General features: G+C 71.1%; 16 protein-coding genes. 8 read left to right on the forward strand and 8 right to left on the reverse strand.

Features of this window, described 5'->3' with window-relative positions; all coding sequences use genetic code 11:
- Positions 1–151: 151 nt before the first annotated feature.
- Entirely contained in the window at positions 152–1,270 is a 1,119-nt protein-coding gene (locus THESUDRAFT_RS03685; RefSeq protein WP_242823198.1) for a DDE-type integrase/transposase/recombinase, read from the reverse strand.
- Positions 1,271–1,538: 268 nt separating this feature from the next.
- Between THESUDRAFT_RS03685 and THESUDRAFT_RS03690 the strand changes: the two genes are divergently transcribed.
- From THESUDRAFT_RS03690 to THESUDRAFT_RS03710, 6 genes are all read left to right on the forward strand, one after another.
- Positions 1,539–2,471 (forward strand): L-lactate dehydrogenase, encoded by a 933-nt coding sequence (locus THESUDRAFT_RS03690; RefSeq protein WP_006903374.1) that lies wholly within the window; start codon positions 1,539–1,541, stop codon positions 2,469–2,471.
- 162 nt (positions 2,472–2,633) lie between these two features.
- A complete protein-coding gene (locus THESUDRAFT_RS12725; RefSeq protein WP_083855336.1) occupies positions 2,634–3,470 on the forward strand; it encodes an aminoglycoside adenylyltransferase domain-containing protein in 837 nt (278 codons plus the stop codon).
- Entirely contained in the window at positions 3,467–4,051 is a 585-nt protein-coding gene (locus tag THESUDRAFT_RS03695; protein WP_006903376.1) for a short-chain dehydrogenase, read from the forward strand. The genes THESUDRAFT_RS12725 and THESUDRAFT_RS03695 overlap by 4 nt, the downstream gene beginning before the upstream one ends.
- Before the next feature lie 258 nt (positions 4,052–4,309).
- Positions 4,310–5,539: an IS256 family transposase gene (locus tag THESUDRAFT_RS03700; RefSeq protein WP_006903377.1), complete on the forward strand. Its 1,230-nt coding sequence runs from the start codon at positions 4,310–4,312 to the stop codon at positions 5,537–5,539.
- Positions 5,540–5,633: 94 nt separating this feature from the next.
- A complete protein-coding gene (locus tag THESUDRAFT_RS03705; RefSeq protein WP_006903378.1) occupies positions 5,634–5,936 on the forward strand; it encodes a hypothetical protein in 303 nt (100 codons plus the stop codon).
- A gap of 147 nt (positions 5,937–6,083) precedes the next feature.
- A complete protein-coding gene (locus THESUDRAFT_RS03710; RefSeq protein WP_006903379.1) occupies positions 6,084–7,919 on the forward strand; it encodes a thiamine pyrophosphate-binding protein in 1,836 nt (611 codons plus the stop codon).
- 6 nt (positions 7,920–7,925) lie between these two features.
- Here THESUDRAFT_RS03710 and THESUDRAFT_RS03715 read toward each other — a convergent pair whose 3' ends face one another.
- Positions 7,926–8,885: a hypothetical protein gene (locus THESUDRAFT_RS03715; RefSeq protein ID WP_156821706.1), complete on the reverse strand. Its 960-nt coding sequence runs from the start codon at positions 8,883–8,885 to the stop codon at positions 7,926–7,928.
- Positions 8,886–9,249: 364 nt separating this feature from the next.
- Positions 9,250–10,083 carry a hypothetical protein gene (locus tag THESUDRAFT_RS03720; RefSeq protein ID WP_006903381.1) on the reverse strand — a complete coding sequence of 278 codons (834 nt, stop codon included), beginning with the start codon at positions 10,081–10,083 and terminating at the stop codon, positions 9,250–9,252.
- 414 nt (positions 10,084–10,497) lie between these two features.
- Here THESUDRAFT_RS03720 and THESUDRAFT_RS03725 point away from each other — a divergent pair, with 414 nt between their 5' ends.
- On the forward strand, positions 10,498–10,827 hold the full coding sequence (locus tag THESUDRAFT_RS03725; RefSeq protein ID WP_040826241.1) for a chitobiase/beta-hexosaminidase C-terminal domain-containing protein: 330 nt from the start codon (positions 10,498–10,500) through the stop codon (positions 10,825–10,827).
- Positions 10,828–11,010: 183 nt separating this feature from the next.
- Entirely contained in the window at positions 11,011–11,679 is a 669-nt protein-coding gene (locus tag THESUDRAFT_RS03730; RefSeq protein ID WP_006903382.1) for a GNAT family N-acetyltransferase, read from the forward strand.
- 16 nt (positions 11,680–11,695) lie between these two features.
- On the opposite strand, the gene THESUDRAFT_RS03735 is transcribed toward THESUDRAFT_RS03730, so the two are convergent.
- The 5 genes from THESUDRAFT_RS03735 to THESUDRAFT_RS03760 form a co-directional block, all read right to left on the reverse strand.
- The gene (locus THESUDRAFT_RS03735; protein ID WP_006903383.1) at positions 11,696–12,052 is read right to left on the reverse strand and encodes a hypothetical protein; all 357 of its coding nucleotides are present in this window, start codon (positions 12,050–12,052) and stop codon (positions 11,696–11,698) included.
- Between the two features lie 141 nt (positions 12,053–12,193).
- Complete coding sequence (locus THESUDRAFT_RS12100; RefSeq protein ID WP_169328702.1) at positions 12,194–14,113, reverse strand: TIGR02679 domain-containing protein; 1,920 nt, start codon at positions 14,111–14,113, stop codon at positions 12,194–12,196.
- A 268-nt stretch (positions 14,114–14,381) separates the two neighbouring features.
- Positions 14,382–17,708, reverse strand: coding sequence for an SbcC/MukB-like Walker B domain-containing protein (locus THESUDRAFT_RS03750; RefSeq protein ID WP_006903385.1), 3,327 nt, complete (start codon positions 17,706–17,708; stop codon positions 14,382–14,384).
- A 117-nt stretch (positions 17,709–17,825) separates the two neighbouring features.
- The gene (locus tag THESUDRAFT_RS03755; RefSeq protein ID WP_006903386.1) at positions 17,826–18,977 is read right to left on the reverse strand and encodes an ATP-binding protein; all 1,152 of its coding nucleotides are present in this window, start codon (positions 18,975–18,977) and stop codon (positions 17,826–17,828) included.
- Positions 18,974–20,293, reverse strand: a complete 1,320-nt coding sequence (locus THESUDRAFT_RS03760) for a TIGR02678 family protein (protein ID WP_006903387.1) — start codon at positions 20,291–20,293, stop codon at positions 18,974–18,976. Before THESUDRAFT_RS03760 ends, THESUDRAFT_RS03755 begins: the two co-directional genes overlap by 4 nt.
- Positions 20,294–20,313 lie beyond the last annotated feature (20 nt).

The following is a 20,313-nucleotide window of genomic DNA, read 5'->3' on the forward strand; positions in this document are numbered from 1 at the left end:
GACACTGGCTACCAATCCTTTGGCTCGCCAACCGCCTTCCCCTTCTCAGACCCACACTCTTCAGCCTAGAGCCAGGAAGCCACGTGTCAACTCAGCTAAAAATGTTACCCAACGGGTCCTGATCACTCACGTAAGGATGTTACCGAACACCTCAATCGGCGGACATGGTCGTTTCCGGGGGTTGCTGGAGGCCAGCGATCAGGTCGTCCAGCTCCCGATGGAGCTTTAGGGGGTTGAGAGACTGGCGAAGGGCCAGCCAGCGCGCCCGTTCCTCGGGCGAGAGCACGTCGCGCTCGAGGATGCGATCCAGCGGGGGCCGGGCGGCGTCGTAGGATTTGCGCACCCGGGCGCCCTCCCGGACCTTGTTCTTGAGCTTCCGGGTTGGGAGGAACAGGTTGGCGTAGAGGTCCAAGCGGGCGTAGAGCCGGTTGAGCTGTTCGACCTGCTCGGGGCGGTCGTAGCGGGCATAGCCGACGATCTCCCGGACCAGCTGGCGGTTGCGCTGCTCGACGTGGGCGTTGTCGTTCTTGCGATAGGGGCGGCTGCGGGTGAACGTCAGGTGGTGCGCTTCGGCGTACCGGTGCAGGTGATGGTTGACGAACTCCGCGCCGTTGTCGGTGTGCAGGCCCCAGACGGGATAGGGCCATTGGGCGATCAGGTCCTGGATGGCTTCGTGGACGGCGCGCTGGCTTCGGCCGAGCAAGGCGCGGCGGCGGCTCCAGCCCGTCACGATGTCGACCATGCTGAGGGTGTACGCGTACTGGCCGGCGGTCGAGCCGCCGTTATGTTCGACCAGATCGACCTCCAAGGCCCCGGGCCGGGCTTCGTCCCAGTCGTAGGTGGCCATGGGGATCTGGCTTTGCAGCAGCCCCGGTCGCGGACGAGGAAGCCGACGGCGCGGCTTGGGCGAGGGCATCGCAGCGAGGCGGCGGGCCAGGGTGGCGCGGCTGATCTGCCGAAGGGCGTCGCGAACGGCCCCGGTGAGGACCACTTCCCCATGGGCGGCCAGGTGCTCGGCCATGGGCAAGAGGACCGGGTGAAGCCGTTCGGCGCAAGGGTAGTCCAGCGCTTCCCAGACCCGCGCGATGACCGGCAAGGCCTCCAGGTAGCGCAGGGCCCGCTTGCGACGGCGCTTGGCCGGGGCCGGCGGCGTAGCCTGTCGGAGGACCCGGATCGCGTACTTGCGGTGATACCCACAGACTTGCTGGACTTCGTTCAGGATCTCGGTGCGTTCCCGGCGGGTTCGGGCCGCCCAATACCGTTCTCGCATGGTGGCGAGATACTCCCGGCGGCTGGCGAGCGACATTGGCACAGCACGTCCCTTCGGTAAGATTTCTCCGTGAGTGATCCGGGACCCCTTCGGTTACATTTTGGCTGAGTGATTGCGCGGTCTGGACGGGACACCAGGTACCGGTCAATGATGGTGGTATCAGCCTGGGGCAGGCCGCTTTGGCCCTGCGGCTGGCTCCCCCCGCGGCATAATCCGCCCGCCGGGGAAACGGCCTGGGGAACAGGACGGACGAGCGGAGGGATGTGCGATGACCGCGAACCCCCCGGGGCACCGGCTGGGGGTAGTGGGTTGCGGTGCGGTGGGTTCGACTTTCGCGTATACGGCTCTCATCCGGGGGCTGGCCCAGGAACTGGTGCTGATCGACACCAACCGGGAGAAAGCCCTGGGCGATGCGCTGGACATGAGCCACGGCGCGCCCTTCCTGCCCCCCTGCCGTGTGGTGGCCGGGGACTACCCAGACCTGGCGGGTTGTCAGGTTGTGGTCATTGCCGCGGGGGTGGGGCAGCGGCCGGGGGAGACCCGGCTCCAGCTCCTGCAGCGGAACGCCCAGGTGATGGCGGAGGTGGTGCCGGCGATCGTACGGCACGCCCCTGACGCCATCCTCCTGGTGGCGACCAATCCGGTGGATATCCTGGCCTACCAGGCCCACAAGATCTCCGGCCTCCCGGTGGAGCGGGTAGTGGGGTCCGGGACGCTCCTGGACTCGGCCCGGTTCCGGTACCGGATCGGCCAGGAACTGGGCATCCACCCCCGGAGCATCCACGCCTATATCATCGGCGAGCACGGGGACTCCGAGGTACCCGTCTGGTCCGGCGCCACGGTGGCCGGAACCCGCTTGGGGGACCGGCCACCGCTGGGTCTCTCCCCGGAGCAGCGCCAGGCGATCTTCGCCGAGACCCGGGATGCCGCCTATCAGATCATCGCCGCCAAGGGGGCGACCTACTACGCCATCGCCCTGGCCCTGGCGCGGATTTGTGAAGCGATCCTCGGCGACGAGAACAGTGTGCTGACCGTCTCCACCCTGGTGCCCCAATACGGGGTTTACATGGGGGTGCCCTGCGTGGTGGGCCGGCACGGCGCCCGGGGCCCCTTGCCCTTGACTCTGAGCCCGGAGGAGGCGCAGGCCCTGGACCGGTCCGCTGCGATCCTGCGGGAGACCCTCCAGGCCCTGGGGCTGTGAAGATCGTCGCCCGCAAGCACTTCCACGAATGTGGCCGTCGAGGAGGAACCGGAGGATAGACGGGAAATCGAGATCGTAAAGTAGGAGGAACGCGTCCGGTGCGCGCGAGCGGAGCAAGGGCTCGTGGGAGGAAGCGCGCTGTACGCACAAAGGGGACTACCCATGCGATGGCCTGACTGTCCGCCCGCCGTTCGTGACACTGTCAGTGCCTTTGTAGACATTTCGCGGCTTGTGCTGGGCCCGGATTTCGTGGGAGTGTACCTGCACGGTTCACTGGCTCTCGGCGGTTTCAATCCCTGCCGCAGCGACGTGGACCTCCTGGTGGTGAGCCAGCGCGATTCAGGTCCCGCCTTTCGGCGGGCGTTGGCATCCTGGCTGCTCGAATGGTCAGGGAATCCGTATCCTTTCGAGGTTCATGTGTTACAGCTAGCAGACCTCCACCCTTGGCGTCATCCCGCCCCGTTTACCTTCCACTACAGTGAGGCCTGGCGAGAGCGGGTGCGCGACGTTGTCGCCCGGGGTCTCGATCCCCGGGACGTCATGCCTCTTGTAGACCCGGACCTGGCCGCCCATGTGACCGTTGTGCGGGCACGGGGGATTGCCCTCTGTGGGGAGCCTATCGAAAGGGTGTTTCCGGCCGTTCCACCGGCCGATTACCGGGCGGCCATCCTGTCGGACGTAGCCGATCCACTGGCGGCTGTCACCGCGGACCCCGTCTACACGGTTCTCAACCTGTGCCGTATCACCCGCTACTTGCTGGATGGCAGCGTTACCGGTAAGGCCGAGGCCGGAGAGTGGGCGGCGGGAACATTTCCCGAGCCTCACCGGCAGGTGGTGGCTCAAGCACTGGCGGTGTACCGGGGCGAGGCCGTTGCCATGGGACTACCGTCCGAGCGCCTTGGCGACTTTGTGCGGTACGTGGCGCCGCGGTTGGGTTTGGCTCCACGGAACGCTTGGAAAAGGGTGTCATGGAAACGGGATCAGGAGACACGTTCATGAAAGAAGGGCACAACCGCCTCCATGCCCTCGTTGTGGGCGGCACCGGAATGCTGCGGTGTGTCTCGTTAGAACTGGCCGCCCGCGGTCACGTCGTGTCGGTGGTGGCGCGGCGGCAGAGCCGGCTCGCCGCGCTGGTCCGGGCCGCGGCCGGCCGGAAGGGGACCATCTACCCCATCGCCCTCGACTACCGTGACACCGGCGCCCTTGAGACCGCCCTAGCCGATGCCCGGTCCCGCTTCGGCCCCTTCGAGCTAGCCGTCGCCTGGATCCATAGCACCGCGCCCGCCGCTCCCCTGACGGTGGCGCGCCTGGTTGGGAGCCCGGAGCGCCCCGGGCGCTTCTTCCACGTCCTGGGCAGGGCCGCGGCCGATCCCTCCCGGCCCGACCCCGAGCGGCGGGCCATGTTCGCATCCCTGCCCAACATCCGGTACCGGGAGGTCATCCTGGGCTTCGTCCTGGAGGGCCGGCGCTCACGCTGGCTCACCCACGAGGAGATCTCCGCCGGCGTGCTCGCGGCCGTTGATGCCGACCGGCCCCGGTTCATCGTCGGAACCGTGGAGCCGTGGGATCTGCGGCCGTGAAAGTTCGTGCCCGCCACACTAGCTGTTGACCTCATCAGCGTCGTCCTCCACCGGCGTCTGCCGCACCGCTTGGTGCGTGCCACCGCTTGATGCGTCCCACAGACAACGTCTCCTGGGCCCCAGGACGCGCTAGAGTCCCAGGTGGTGGTGGAAAAGTTCGTGGCCGGACCGGCCGGCCCTGGTGACCCTTGACAAAAGAGGTCACCGGTGGCTCCCCTTCGGGTTGGACAAGACCGCTTGAAGGGAGGGCAGCCACCGGTGACCGCTGACTTCAAGATGGCACTTCTCGAGCTTTTGCGCAAACACCAAGGCGAACCCGAAGCCGATGCCTTGCGCGAAGGACTTCGCTGGCTGGCCCAAAAGCTCATGGAGCTTGAGGTGAGCGAGCTTGTGGGCGCCGAACGGTACGAGCGCACCGAAACGCGCAAGACCTACCGGAACGGGTATCGGGTCCGCCCCTGGGAGACCCGCCTCGGCTCCATCGAGCTGAAAATTCCCAAGCTCCGCAAGGGGTCCTACTTCCCCAGCCTGCTGGAGCGGCGCCGGCGCGCCGAGAAGGCCCTGGTGGCCGTCATTCAAGAGGCCTACGTCCACGGGGTGAGCACCCGGAAGGTCGACGAGCTGGTGCGGGCCCTGGGGCTGGATGGGGTCAGCAAGCGCGAGGTCTCTCGGCTCTGTGCCGAACTGGACGAGCGGATGGAGCGCTTTCGCAACCGCCCGTTGGAAGGCGAATACCCCTACCTCTGGCTCGACGCCAAGGCCATCAAGGTCCGCCAGGACGGCCGGGTGGTGAACATGGCCGCCGTCGTGGCCGTTGGGGTGAAGGCGAGCGGCGAGCGAGAGGTGCTGGGCTCCGACGTGGGGGCGGCGGAGACGTACGAGTTCTCGCAGGCCTTTTTGCGGAGCCTGGTGGCGCGGGGGCTGCGGGGCGTGCGGCTCGCCATCTCCGACGCCCACGAGGGCCTGAAGCGGGCCATTGCCGACGTGCTGACGGGGGCGAGCTGGCAGCGGTGCCGGGTTCACTTCATGCGGAACCTCCTGGCCCGGGTCCCCAAGTACGCCCAGCCGGCGGTGGCCGCCCAGGTCCGCAGCATCTTCGCCCAGCCGGACGCGGTCACGGCCCGGCAGCGGCTCCAGCAGGTGGCCGACGAACTGGGGGCACGGTACCCCAAGGTCGCAGCGTTGTTGCACGAGGCCGAGAACGACGTCTTGGCCTACATGGCCTTCCCAGCCGAACATTGGCGACGGATCCACTCCACCAACGTCCTGGAGCGCTTGAACCGGGAACTGGCGCGACGGTGTGACGTCGTGGGGATCTTCCCGAACGTGGCTGCCGCGTTACGACTCCTGGGCGCCGTCCTCGAAGAGCAGCACGACGAATGGATCGCCTCCCGCAAGGACTTCAGTCCCGCATCGATGGCGAAGCTGGCGCCAGCGGACCCGTCTACGGAAAGGGACAATCTGGAGGAGGTGGTGAGGGGTTCCTGACATCACCCAACCCGACGGGGAGCGAATTTACACCCCTTGACGGGACGCGATCCAGGACGCCGAACCATCCCAGGTTCCTAATCCAGCCGCAGACTTGACGCCTCCCCACATCTTCAACCGCCTCATTGTGGCCGTGCTCAGCGGTCCCCAGGATCGGAACCAGGTGCTCCAGTGGCCGGTCCGCATGCGCAACACAGATCCCGAGCAGATGCTGGCCATCATGCGGCGGGCGGAGACGGGCAAGCCCTTCACGCGCCCCTACGGCGCCACCCGGCCGTGGCCGCAGTTCGAGCAGCTGGTGTTCGTCCCCGCCCAGATCGGCCGCCTGCCCCGCGCCGAGCCCGACGTGGACACGCGGCTGACCATCGGGCCGGCGGCGGCGCGCCGATCGGGGTGAAGTTTTGCCCCGGCAACCTGGAGGCCGACCTGCGGGCGGCGGTGGCGGCGGGGGTGGACTTAAGTCCCCGCAGCGGCGACCGCAAGGGCAGCGATAGGGGCCGAGAGGGTAGTGACACCAGCGATGGCAGTCGAGGGGGAGCGACCGATGGCAACCGACCGCATGACCGTCGCCGACTACGTCGCCGGCGAGCTGGCGGCCTGGGACGTGCCTTACGTGTTCGGGGTGCCGGGGGACTCGGTCATCCCGCTGCTGGAGGCCTTGCGCCAGAAACAGCGGCCCCGGTTCATCCCCACCCGCCACGAGGGCGCGGCGGCCCTGATGGCCTCGGCGTACGCCAAGTTGAGCGGGCGGGCCGCGGCCTGCGTCAGCGATGCCGGGCCGGGGGCGATCCAGATGCTCAACGGCGTCTACGACGCGGCCCTGGACCGGGTACCCCTGCTGGCGCTGACGGGAGGGCTGCCGACCCGTAAGGTGGCCACCCACTGGCCCCAGGACGCCAACCTCGACCTCGTGTACACGGACGCCACGGTCTTCAACCACACCCTGACCGCGGCCCCGCAGGTGACCCGCATCCTGCCGGCGGCCCTGCGGGCCGCCCACGAGCGGCCGGGCCCGGCGCGGGTGGGCCTGCCCGTGGACCTGCAGCGGGAGGAGGTGGCCGGCGCCAAGACGACCGGCAAGCCCGACTACCTGACCAGGCAGCCCGCGCCCGATGCCCGGGACCTGGACGCGGCCCTGCACCTGCTGCGCACCGCCGCCCGGCCGGTGATCCTGGCGGGCCGGGGAGCGCGGCCGGCGCGGCAGGCGGTGCTGGCGCTGGCCGAGCAGCTCGATGCGCCGGTCCTTTGCACCTTGCCCGGACTCGGCGCCGTCCCGGGGGAGCACGCCCACTATTGCGGCGTCATCGGCGAGGCGGGGACCCAGGCCGCGGCCGACGTGCTGGGCGCGGCCGACGTGGCGCTGGTGGTGGGCAGCACCTGGTGGCAGCCCGCCTTCGTCCCCCGGGGGCTGAAGGTAATCCAGGTGGACAGCCGCCGGGCCCACCTGGGCATGACCTTCCCGGTCGAAGTGGCCCTGCCCGGGACGGCCGAAGCCGTGCTGGGCGCGCTCCGGGACGGGCTCAGGGCCCAGGAGCGGCCCGGCTGGCGCGCCTTCTGGGTGCGGGCGCGGGCAGGCTGGCACGAGGAGCTGCGCCGGGCCGACGCCGCCGCCGAGGGGCACGGGGAGGGCGTGCACCCCGCCGCCCTGATGACGACCCTGGCCGGCGTCCTCGACCCCGAGGCGGTGATCTGCGTCGATACCGGCCAGCACACCTACTGGTTCGGGCGCTACTTCTTCCCCGACCGCCACACGGTCCTGGTGTCGGGCCACTGGCGGACGGTGGGCTTCGCCCTGCCGGCGGCCATCGGCGCGGCCCTGGCCGCCCCGCGCCGGCCGGTGGTGGCCCTGGCCGGGGACGGCGGCCTGGGCATGACCCTGACCGAGTTCACCACCGCCGTGCGCGAGAAGCTGCCGATCACCGTGATCGTCTGCAACGACGGTCGCTACGCCGAGGAGGAAGAGCTGCAGGCGCGGGCCCGGGTGCAACCCTTCGGGACCCGGTTCGTCAACCCGGACTTTGCGGCCTTTGCCGAGACGGCGGGCGGGCGGGGGATCCGGGTCGAACGGGTGCGGGAGCTGGAACCGACCCTGGAGCGGGCGCTGCGGGTCGACGGTCCCGTGCTGGTGGACGTGCGGGTGGCTCCCGTGATCTATGAGCGCCCCAAGCCCGTGGCGGCGCGGGATCCGTGGGCGGCGCGAACGGAGACGGAGGCCCGGGAGGCGGCCACGGGGACGGCGTCGGACGAGATCGGCCGCGACGGGGATCCCCACCACGAAGGGGACGGCGCCGGCGCCTCCGCCGCCGCAGGGCGGGAGCCCATCGCCCGGCGCCTGTGGGGCCGGGGCCGGCAGCGGGAGCGAGCGCCGGAGAAGGTGTAAGGCGGATCAATCGGGGTAGACCGGCCCGACCCCGACCAATCGACCTCGCTCGCCGGTGCAGGAGAGGGTCGCGACGAGCGTGAAGCCGGGTTCGAAGAGCGCCGCGATCTCGGTTGGCATGTCCACGGTGACGCGGGACCGGTCTGTCGGATCGGTCCCCGGCGCGCCGCCCGCGGCCCGCACGGCGGTCTGACTGTCGTCGCTCGGGGGTGTGCCGCGTTCGTCGAGCACCGCCGCACCGTCGTTCGTTCGGGTGCCTGCCTCTCCATGTTCTCGACCAGGACACCCCGGAGGCGCCTCCCGTTCCCGTTCCGCCAGCTCGTTGCCCTCGCCCGCCTCCACCACTTCCTCGACGTCAAGGGCTTCGAGCACGAGGGCGCCGTCGCGCACCTCACGAACCTGCCAAAGACCCTGGAGCACAGACGCACGCGCATTGCTTGCGGGAGGCCGCGACGCTGGCAGATCGATGCGGTCCGGTGCGCCTGCCGGGCTGCCGCTGAGCACCGCACGCAACATGCGGATCAACAGGTCCCGGTCCTGCGGTGCCAGGCCCGCCGCCGTCGGGGCAGCGTTGTCGTCTTCCGGCCTGCCAAGGCGATTGTTGAGGAAGGTCAGCAGGGCATGCATGGACTCGACCTGGGCCTGCCTTTCATGGCGCAGCCACTTCTCCCACTCCTGCTGGGTAAGCCACTCGGCGATGCGCCGCGCTGCTCCGATCGCCTTGGGGAGAGTTCGCCGGTATTCCTCATAGACCACCGCGTAGGTGGGGTACGTAGCGACACTGTATTGCTTGTCGACCCAGCGGGTCAGGACCCGGTAGGCAGACAGGAGCCTATGTGCTTCCGTGGGCGACGCAGCGACCTTGTGCAGATAGAAGTCGCCGAGGAACCCGCGCCACGTCAGCGGCGTGACCTGGTCCCAGTGGCGGATGGGTGGAGCCTGCGAGGTGAGGTAGGTCTCAAGCATGTCCACGGCATCCGCATACCGCGCCCGGGTCGAGGGGGCGAGATGACTGGCGTATTCCCGGAGAAACCGCCTGACCGTCATCGCAATCGGTAGCGCGACGATGCCCCGCCGTGCCCTCGGCTCCACCGTGCCCGTTCCCCCTTCCGCACACCCTCTACGCCAACGCGTGGTGAGGTCCTGCGCGCATGGGGCGGTGGGCATTGTCAGCGCATGGTGGCGACCGCCCATCCCGACGTCACCCCACCTCGAGGCGATGACCGTGGACGGGCCCCGAATCTCGTGACCGGTGCGGCCCGTGGCTGCGGGAGGCCGGTTCGGGAGGGCGGCCGTGTTCACCTGTGCCGGTCCTTCGGGTGGGACGGTCCTAGCCCGACGCCCGCCGGAGCCAGAGGTAGCCGCCGACCCCCACGGCGGCGCCCAGCACCCCCACGCCGGCGAGGGCCGTCGCCAGGGGGTCCGGGGTCGTGGGCGGCGACTTCGCATCCGTGCCGTTCGCATCCGTGCCCGCCGCCTGGTGGATCCGGGCGCTCACGTCGGCCAGGCTCGTGACGTGCCCCTCGGCGAGTCCGAGGTGGTTCCCCAGGCTGATGAACGAGCTGTCCTCACCGTCGCTTCCGGCCAGGCCGGTGAGATACGGCGGATGGTCGACCCACCGCACGTCGGCCAGAAGCCCCCGTTCGGCCAACAAGGCCCGTGCCCTGGCCAAGCGGTCCGCGAAGCCACCCGTGGCGGTGCCGCCGTTGCCGGCGGTCTCGACGGGACCGTCGTAGCCGACGCCCACGACGGCCCATCGGCCGCCCTGCCGCTGCACCTCGGCGATCCCCAACGGCCTCCCGTCCAGGTTGACGACGAACCGGTACACGTCCTGGGCTTCGGTGAACTGGTCCAGGGTCGTGGCCACGCCACCCTCCCGGACGAACCGGCTGACGCGGTAGAGCCGGTAGCCATCGCCGAGGGAGTAGCGGGCGGGATCCTCCACGCCGTGGGCGCGGGAGTGGGGATCGCTGGCGAGCACACCCACCCAACGGGCCAGGTCGCTACGAACCGCCTGTTCCACCTCGGACGGAACCCCCGTCTGCGGGTCTCCCGCCGCCGCGGCCCGCCAGGCGATCGGAAGGCCGAGCACGGCCGCCAACGTCAACGCGATGAGGATGCGGCAGAGCCCCGACCGGTGGGGCACGCGCCGCTGAGGGACCAAAAGCCCTCCTCTCGCTCGCCGGGGCAGGGAAACCCCTCCTCTCGCTCCTTGGGCCGCAAATCCCCGGTGATCTCCCGTCGATCGTGAGACGCCAATCGGGAGCGCGGAGTTCCCGATCAGGGCAGGTCCCAGGTTCCCCAGACGGGACGGGGTGGCGATCGGCTCGCCTCGACGTGGAACACGGGCGGGGTGCCCCTTTGAGCAACCCGATCTTGCAACGACGGGGGCGGAAATCGACGGGAGGCGTCGACACCGTTCGCGCCGTGGGCACGGTCTTCCCTCCATAGCGACCGCCAGCGCCCCTGCTCGTGGCTCGAGATCCTGCCGGAAGCGGGAACCCGGTCGGCGGCGGGCGCCCTGGGCGAGGGGGATCGCCAGGAGGTCCGGTTCGACGAGGCCGACGACCAGACGCTGGTGTTCACGGGCCCGGTGCGGCTGCGGTTCCACACCAGCGAACCGGCGGACGTGTACTACACTCTGGACGGGTCCCGCATCGCGTTCCAGTCCGCCCGCTACCAAGCGGCGGGGGTGCGAGACCGGCCCCAGGAGATCCGCATCGACCGGACGACGGAGGTCGCCTTCTTCGCCGTCGACGTCAAGGGCCTGGTGGAGAAGAACTACAAGCCCGACGGCCGGGGTCGCAACTACAACCGCCTGCGGATCGTCATCGAGAACCAAGGGGACGGAGAGGGCACGGGGCAGCCGGCATCGCCTTCGACGGAGGCGGTTGGGGCGGGCCGCTGAGCACGGAAGGCCCGGCGGTGCCGAAAGCCAGACAGGGCGAGCGGCGGAGCACGGGGCGAGCCACGTCATGGGCTCGCTCCGTGGCGTGTTTGCGTTAGCGTTCTCGAAGGAGGCCCTGGGGTGTACCATAGGGGCAACCCAACAAGCGCACCCACGACCCCCTGGGAGAGGAGGTCGTCCAGCATGGATGGTTTGGATGAAGCCAACCGGGAGGCCGGTGGACCCGATCAAGGCGACCGGTTGACGACGCAGTCCTCCGGCCCGGCGCCGGACCCCTCCGTTCGTGAAGGATTCTTCCGCAACCTGCCGGTGCTGGAGACGCCCCGCCTGATCCTCCGCCCGTTGACCTTGGACGATGTCGACGACGTCTACGCCTATGCGTCGGACCCGGAGGTGGCCCGGTATACCACCTGGGAGGCCCACCGGAGTCTCGAAGACAGCCGGACCTTCGTGGAAGCCATGGTCCGGGCCTACCGGGACGACCGGAATGCCCCCTGGGCCATGGTCCTGCGGGAGACGGGGCGGGTGATCGGGACCGTGGATTTCGTCGCCTGGGCGCCCCAGCACGCCCGGGCCGAGCTCGGCTACGCCATGGGCCGATCCTACTGGGGCCGCGGCCTGATGACGGAGGCCGTCTGCACCCTCGTTGACTACGGGTTCAGAAGGATGGGGCTCAACCGCATCGAGGCGCGCTGCATCCCGGAGAACCGGGCGTCGGCGCGGGTGATGGAGAAGGCCGGCATGCGGCACGAGGGGCTGCTGCGGGAGGTGATGTACAGCAAGGGGCGGTTCATCGACCTGTGTCTATACGCCATCCTGCGGCGGGATTGGGAGGCCGCGATCGCGCGATGACCGCAAAGAATGGGTATTAGTGCTGGCGATCGTCGAGCTCTCGCAGCTGCTTCAGGTATACACCTGCGAAGGTCACCAGAGAACCCGCCGCGATCGCCGCCAGGGGCCACCACAGACCGGTCCAGGGCGACTCCGGCAGGTTGGCGTCCGCTCGTTGAAAGCCGGCGCGCCAGAGCCACGCGGCCAGGATCGCGCTGACCACCCATACGAGGGCCAGGACCGTCAGGGCTTCCCTGCGGGCGCGGGCGGTGACGATGCCGACGGCGAGGCCGAGGGTCACCATCACCGCGACGGTTGGTAGCGCCGCCAGGTTGGCCACGATGATGGCCAGCAACACGGCGACTACGCCAAACCACCGAACAACACGCCGCATCTGGCTCCCCCCATCTCTGCACCGGCCAGCCTGAACGTCTTCTTTCAGTCTCGTCCTTGTCTGCAGTACATGAGGTTCCATTCGAAACGCGTTCCACTCTGTGTTCCGCGTCGTTGATGTTCCGCGTCGTGGTCAACATGGTCAGGGGTGTGGGTGGGGGATGGCCATCCCGGCGTGGACCGCCGCCAGGAGATCGGCCAGCAACCGATCGATCAGGCCCTCCTGGTACGCAGGGTGGCCCACGGCGAGCATCTCGTCGATCAGCTCGGGCAGGAAACCACGGGCGCGTAGGCGCTCAAGGCGCCGGCGCTCGCCGGGGTCGAACCGGCGGGCGCCGGCGTCACCAGCCGTCGCGGCCAGGGCATGGCGGTAGTCGGCGGCGGTCATGCGCCACGGGCACGCGGCCGCGCCGTAGCGGGTAATGACGCTGTAGGCGATCTCCAGGCCGGCGACGTCGAAGTCGCCCGAGTAGTACAGTCGTGCCCGCTCCGGGCACGGCCCTGGCCCGGCACCCAGACGCGGGTCGGATCCGGTCGCTCGGTGCCGCGCCGGTTGATGGGGTGCCGGGGTGCCGGGGCCTGTGCGTCCGATGAGGCGATCCAGCAAAAGGACCGCAGCGAGGCTCAGCCGGCCGCTGGTGCAGAGCAACGACGGCCCACCGCGGGGCCCCCCCTCGTCATCGGACAGGTTCGCCTCCCGCCGCCGGACGAGGGTATCCACCAGCGCCTGGAAGACCTGCGGGTTCTCGACCGCGTAGGCGGCGCCACCGGCGGCGAAGAAGCGAGGCCGCCGGCGGATCTCCCGCAGCGGCCAGACGACGACCGTGCCGGTGGCGCAAGCCGCTGCGGCCACCGGGTCCTCGATCCAACCCGGGTCCCGGTTCGCGGCCCCGCCGGCCTCGACCGGCCGGGGTGAACCGTCGCGAGGCGGCGCCCTCCTAGGGTCCGGCAGCACGGCGCGCAGGTGGAAGGCGGCGACCGTGGAGGAAGTGTCGTCGGCGGCGAGGCCGGCCGCCTCCAGCAACACGTTGCGGCGCAGGGCCGGCGATGTCAGGCCGCGGCCGAGGTCGCCGGCCTCCGGCAGCACGACCGTCAGGGCTTGCAGCAGGAGCCGGCCCGCAGGCGTATCCGGATCCAGGGCATGGGGATCGCCGCATACCCGGTGGGCGAAGAGGGCCAGCGGTTCGGCCGATGGTGGCGCCATGGGGGCAGAGCCTGTGGCTCCCCATGGGGTCGTCGACGACCGGGAGGACCGTTCGGGTCCCTCCGGCCGTCCCTGCAAAGCCGGTAGCTCGTTCAGCGCCCGGGCCACGTGCCAGACCGCCCGCCGCAGGGCCGCCCGAGAGTCGCCCCCGCGATTCCAGTCCCGGCGGACCTGCCGGGCGCCAGGCGCCTCGCCGCGGGCCACGCCCTCCCACCAGCGGCGGGCCGGTTCCGAGGTGAACCAGCCTTCGGCCTCCCGCAGGAAGTCTTGCCAAGAGCCCAGCTCCCGCGCGCGGCGTTGCGGCCGGCTCTCCACGGGTTCAGCGAAGTACGCTTCCAGGGCCTCCAGCAGGCCGCAGCGGAAGCGGCTCCGTCGGAGCGCCCGGTCGAGTTCGGCGAGGGCGACCCGGACCGCTTCCGGCTGCGCCTCTCGGCGCTGCGTCGGGGGGACGAGCCGCCGTCTGCGCGGGATCCGCGGATCGCGGCCCAGCAAGCTCGCCAGGGCCCACCAGGCGGCTTCGTCAGCCGCGGCGATGGCGACGGTGCCACCGACCCTGCCCAGTCGCGCGCAGGTCTCGCGGGCAGCGGTCAGGATCCCGCGCCACGCTTCCTGCCGGCGGAAAAAGGCTGCGGCCGCCCGGGCGCCGGACCCGGGGCCCGGGTCGGTTGAACCGGCGTCGTCTTCAGGCCCGCCGGGTGCCGCCGTCCCCTGCGGCACGGCCGCCGGCCGCGGTGCCGCGGGACCCGGTGTCGCAGGCGTCGCGATCGCCGCCGCCGACGGGGCCGGAACCGGTGACCGCTCTGCGACTTGCCGGATCGTGACGATTTCGTCGTGCGAGGGTGGGTTGGCGTCCCTCATGGCCGTTGCCCTTCCCGTCCCCATTCCCATGCCCCGACCCGTCCCCATGCCCGTGCCCGTACCCATTTCCATCCCATGCCTGTCCCCCTCCCGTTGGCACTGCCGTTCGCTCGTCGCCGTACCCGTCCCTCTCGCGGTTCGGGTCCCCGAGCTTGCAGGTGTGGCCTACGCAAGCCGTGGACGTGGCCGGAGGGGTGTGTGCAGGCGGCGGTCGTGCCCGCGTGGGTCGGTGTCGGGTCACCCTTCGTTCTCCCTGCCGTCGTCCTGCTCATGACGGGGTGAGGGTGGACCAGCCGGCCCGGCCGGCCTCCGGGCGTGTCCCAGTCTGTGGGGTGGGCTCCGCCGCCTGCTGGCCCGGTTCTTCGTCGCCCGGTACCTCGTCCGGCCCAGCGCCGGCGTCGAGGCCCTCCAACCGACGCTCGCCGTCCCACACGCTGAGGACCGGCACGACGATCCCCTCCCCCGGCACCATGGTGTAGGTGGCGCAGGCGGGCAGGGCGGCGCCCTCGCCGCGGAGCTTCTCGCTGGTCATGATCCAGGCGAAATCGAGTTCCACCATCAGCCGGAACATCGCCTGGATGTTGCCCTCGTCGACGCCGGCGAAGGCCTCGTCCAGCCCCACCAGCCTCGGCGCGTCGGGCCGGGCCGCCTGATACCGCGCATGGACCGCCGCCAGCAGGGGGACGAACACCGCCAGGGACTTCTCGGCGCCGCTGCGGGAGGCGAACCGCTGGTCGGTCAGCTCCCGTACGGGCTCGCCCGGGCGCCGGGTCCGCAGGGTGAAGTCGAACCACTCCCGGTAGTCCAGCACCCGCTCCAGGGCGGCGCGGAAACCTTCCGCCAGCACGTTACCGCGCTCCTGTTCGCGGATGCGGTTGACGTTGTCCCGGAAGTGGCCGATCAGCTCCTCGACCTCCTCCCGGGTCAGCGTGTCGGCGTCCCGGCGGATCAGTTCCACGAGCCGCTGAAGATTCCCGGACGTGGACCCGCTGCGGTCGCGGAGGCGCGGCCGCCAGTCCAGGGAGAGGACCTCGCCCCCATGCAGGGGCCGCTCCGCCAGGAGCCGGTTGACCTCGGCCAGCCATCGCTCGGCGCGGGCGATCTTCCGGCGAATCTCCGCGGCCAGGCGGCGGAGGATGACGTCCTCGTAGAGCTTCCGCTCTTCCTGTTCCAGCAACTGTTGTTCGAAGCGGCGCCGCTGCTCCAGCTCGGCCACCAGCTCATGGGGCCGTAGCATGCGGCCCTGCTCGCGGAAGGTGACCAGGCCGGTAGAACCGTCCAGCTCGGGCAGGTAGCCTGCGAGGGCGCCCCGTTCCTGCTGGAAGACGTGGCTCAGCTGGTTGAAGGCCTTTTGCCGATCCTCCTCCACGTACCGCTCGCGCCTCTCTTCTTGCGAGCGGCGGAAACGCAAGAGATAGGCGGCGGCCCGGGCCGGTCCTTCGGTGTCTCCCGGCGCGTCGCCGTCGAACAGGGCCAGGGCCTCGGCCAGGGAAGGGTGCGCCAGCAGGCGCTGGCGCAGCTCCGCCTGCCAGTGGGCCTCTCGCTCCCGGGCCTCGGCGAGGGCGGCTTCCGCCTCGCGAAAGCGTTCCTCCTGGTGACGGAGGCGCTCGCCCAGCGCAGCAAGCAGCGTCGCCATCCGCCGGTCGGCCCGCTGCAGGAGGTGGCGCCGGCGGGTAACCCGGCGGATACGGGCACGCAGCTCGTCGATCCCCATGGCCTGCAGGCGCTGCTCGAGCAGCCGGCAGTGGGCCTCGCGGCGCGCCACCTCGGCCTCGTCGTCCCGCAGGCGGCGCTCCAGCCGCGCCTGCTCGGCCCGGGCGCGGCGGTGTTCCTCCCACCACTGGCGGATCTCCCGGGCCCGGCGGTGCAGGTTGCGGAGCCGCTCAGCGACCAGCTGCAGATCGCGGGTCACGTGCTCGGTGGCCCGCAGCATGGCATGGAGCCCGTCTTCGTCCCGGCCCCGGGCCTCGGGGATGGGCTCGAGCCGCCGCAGGTAGTCCGCGTGGGCTTCCTCCCAGCGCGCCCGTGCCCAGGCCTCCTGGGACTGCGCCTCCTGCACGCGCCTATCGGCCGCGGCGCGCGCCTCCCCGGCCGCGCGGCGGCGCTGGGCGGCGTGCACCAGCTGGGACCAGAGATCCAGCCGTTCCAGGGCGCGCCGGTCTTCATCCAGGTCCGCCCGCTCGGCCGCTCGCGCCGCGATCTCGCCGTCGAGGCGGGCCATCTCCCGCTGCGTGGCGGCCAGCTCCCCTTCCAGCTCGTCCAGGCGGCGGCGACGATAGGCGCGCCGGTTGCCCTCGCCGATGTATCGGGGCCGGGCGGCCTCCGGCCGTTCCGACGAACCGGCCAGGATGCCGAGGCGCCAGGCGCCGGAGGCATCCACGGCGGCCATGGCCTCCGTTGCGCCGGTGGCTCCGGTGGCGGCCGCCGCGCCGGCGGCCGCCGCCGGGCCGGCCGCGGCTCCCCTCCCTGCGTCCGAAGCCGACCCGGCACCCGCATCCCGAGCATCCGGAGCTCCAACGGCCGCCCCTCCCGTCACGGTTCCGGGACCGGGAACAGACGGCCCCGACGGCAGTCCCCACACCACGGACCGGAGGGCTGCGATGACGTCGGCGGCGGTGAGCCCCTCGGTGCCTGGCGGCAGGGCCGGGCGGAGCCATTCGGCCAGGGTATACCCCAGCACCTGGGGCCGGGGCTCGATCCAGCGATCCGCCAGTCGGGGATCGGCGAGCAGGGCCTTCACCTCGCCGACCCGGCGGGCAGGGACGACGAGGGCGTCCAGCAACCCGGTGTCCTCCAGGGCGCGCTCGATGGCGAGCTGCTCGGCCTCCGAGAGTCCTTCTGCGAAGTCGCAGACGCTGTACAGGGGGTGGGCGGGAATGCCGGCCTCCCGCAGCCGCGCCCGCGCCCGCTCGGTGGCCGCGGCACGCGGAGGCGGCACGTCCCTTTCCTCCCGCAGGCGTCGGATCTCGGCCTCCAGCTCGCGGGCCCGGCGCTGGGGTTCCAGCCGTTCGCCCCGCAAGCGGGCGATCTCCTCGTCGAGGGCTTGGCGCTCCCGTTCGATCCAGTCCACCAAGGGATCCCGCAGCCGGTCGACGACGGGCTGGACGTCGGGGAACTCCCGGATGCCGCGGATGGCTGCCGCCAGGACGAAGTCGGGGACGGAGGCCCGCCGGGCCTGCTCCCGCCAGGCATGCAGGACCGCGGCCGCTTGGTCCTGAAGGGCCTCGAGGTGGCCCTCGGCGGCGCGGGCTTCGTCCACCGCCCGGCGGAAGGTCTCGCGGGCCTGTTCGAGCAGGGCGAACTGCGTCTCCCGCTCCCGTTCCGCCCGGGCCACTTCCTGGCGGGCACGCAAGACGGCCCGGAGGGCTTCCCGGCGGCGCTCGGCCTCGGCCCCGAGGTCCGGGACCGCCGGTCCCTCGCCAGCCACCGCCGCTTCCACGGCCGCTTCCCTTTGGGCCGCTTCGGCCTCGAGACCCGGGGCGGGTTCGTCCGCGGAGGGGGGACGGAGCTCCCCGACGGCCCGGGTGAGGTGAGCGACCACGTCGCGCGCCGCCGCCCAGCCGGCGGCGCGGGCATGCTCGGCGGCCTGGGCCAACAGCCGGCTCAGGGCCTGGACTTCTTCGTGCCAAGCCGCCTCGGTCGCTCGCGCCTGGGAGGCCCGCCGTCGCCCGTCGGTGGCGGCCCGCTCACGGGCGGCCCGGGTCTCGTCCCGTCACTGCCGCGCCCGGGCCAGCTCCTCCCGGGCACGGCCGAGGTCCTCTTCGGTCCGGAAGACCTCATGGGCTTGAAGGGTGCGCAACTCCTCCTCGACCACCGCCAGTCGCTGCCGCACCCGCTCGTGCAGGGCCGAACGGCTGCGATGACGGGCTCGTTCGGTGGTCAGGTGAGCTTCCAGAACGTCTCGCCGGGCCTCGACCTCCCGCCGGTGAGCCCGAGCGGCGTCGAACTTGACCGCCGCCTCCTGCGCCACGTAGTTCAGGTAGTTGCCCAGGGCCTGGTCGACCGCGCGGGCGGCCCGGGCCTGTTCGTCCGTCTCCGCCAGCCGGTCCAGGCAGTCGTCGATCCGCTCGATGGTGGACGAGACCTGGTCGAGCAGGCCTTCCTCGAGGGGAGGGAGGGCGGTGCGCAGGGTCTCGCAGACGTCCGACGGGCGCACGTCCTTGTTCAGCTTGGGGCTGCGTAGCTGCAGCAGCAAGGACAGCAGGTCGTCGTAGTCGGCTTCGTCGGGGAAGCCGAAGACCAGCCGGTTGACGAGCCGCTTGTACTCCGCTACGCTCCGCACCACGCGACCGCCCATACCGATGCGCTCCGCGAGGGCGCGCCAGGATAGCGGGACCCGCTGCTCGTCGTAGAGCGCAAGATCGACGCCCAGGCGCCGGCCGTCTTCGATGCTGAAGCCCCAGAAGTCGACCTCGCCGCCCGGCCGGTTGCGGTGGGTGTACAGGCCGACGCCCACCGTCAGGGTGCGGGCGGAGGCACCGTACTGAAACTCCAGGGCCACGTAACCGGTGCGGCTTTCGTGGTAGAAGGCCGATTCCGGGGTGGCGTCCGGATCCCCCACCAGGTAGTAACGCACGCTGCGCCCGCGCCCGCCGAAGGTGTCCATGCGCTCGGGGCTCTTGTTGCCGTCGAGGACGAGGGTGATGGCCGCGGCCAGCACGGTGGACTTGCCCGAGGCGTTGCGACCGTGGAGGACCAGGCGGCCCTGGGCGAAGTGGAACACCTGCTCGTCGAAGAGCCACCAGTTGATCAGGATGAGGCGCCGCGGCCGCCAGCGCGCTGCGCCGCTGCGGCGATTGAGCTCCTCCAGGCGTTCCACCAGTAGCTCCTCGCCGGTGGCGAGGTCGCGCACGCCGAGGGTCACGGGCGGCCACCTCCTGAGGGATCGGCCGGTTCTCGCCCTAGGTCCTCGGGCTCCGCCGGTTCCTCCGCGTACTGGCCGCGGAAGCGGGAGGCCAGGGGCAGGATGCGGTAGCACCCGTGGGCATCGGGCCCGCGCAGGAGATCCCAGGTGCGCATCTCCTCCAGGACCTCGCGCAGCAGCCCCGCGGTGGAGTGGCCGGCCAGGGTGGTGCCCCAGTAGGTCCGGTAGCGGTCGGCCAGGGCGACGACGAGGCGTTCCAGTTGGGCCTCCGTCAGGACGACGCAGCCCTGGTTATCGGGTTCCCCACACCGCCAGGCCGCGCCGATGCCCTTCGCAGGGGCGGATCGGCCGAAACCACCGGGAGCCTCCACATCTTCGGACCCGTTTACCGCCTCGTGCACGGCGGTGCAGATCAGGAGCACCAGATCGGTGCGGGCCCGCCGGGCGGGGAAGAGCTCGCCGTGGCGGCCGGCGGAACCGTTCGGACGCACCAGGGAGGCGTAGGCGCCCGTCACCTCCAGCTCCCAGCCCGTCACGTCGAACAGCTCGTCGGCGATGCGCCGCCGCTCGTGGCGGTCGAGCAGCAGCCGGAAAGCCTCCGGGTCATCCGCCCGGTACACGGCCGGGTCGAGCAGCAGCCCGCGGTAGAGGCGCACTCGCGGCGGCAAGTCCGTCTCGACGGCGACCTCCGTCGCCGGGTCGTCCCGGGCGAGCAGCCGCTCCAGTCCCTCGCGGCGGAGGGACACCAGCCAGCGGTAGGCCAGGGGGCCGAACTCGTAGAGCCCGTTGCCGCCCTCGCCCCGGTTCATCCAGGCGTTGGGGTCGCCGTCGATCCGCCGCAGCGTGCCCAGCCGCTCGTGGGCTCGCAGCGCCCGCACCATGGCCTGGCGGTGCACGTAGTCGTCGAAGTCGACATGCCGCTCTCCGGCCGCGGCGTTGGCACGGGCCTCGATCTCGACGACCAGCTCGGAGAGGAGGAATTGCTCGGAGTGATCGCCGGCCGCGTACCACAGCACCCAGGTGAAGAGCTCATAGTCCAGGGGGTGCTGGAGGTCGGGGAGGCCGTGTCCCACCCTCGTCCAGGCCGGGATCTTGACCAGGCGGATCAGCTCGCGGGTGGCCAGCAGCGGCCAGCGGCAGCGGCGGTCGAACCACTGCCGGAGCTCGCCCAGGTGCATGCGGATGCGTCGGAAGGCCATCGGATCCTCGGCGAGGTGCACCGCCGGGCGGTCGAGGAGATCGATGGCGGCCGCCTGGCGTTCTCCGCGTTCCCTGCGGGCCCCACTTCCAACCGCATTCGGGTTCGGGCTCGTCATGCGCTCCCCCCTCGCTCGTC

The sequence above is a fragment of the Thermaerobacter subterraneus DSM 13965 genome, assembly GCF_000183545.2.
GTDB lineage: Bacteria > Bacillota > Sulfobacillia > Thermaerobacterales > Thermaerobacteraceae > Thermaerobacter > Thermaerobacter subterraneus.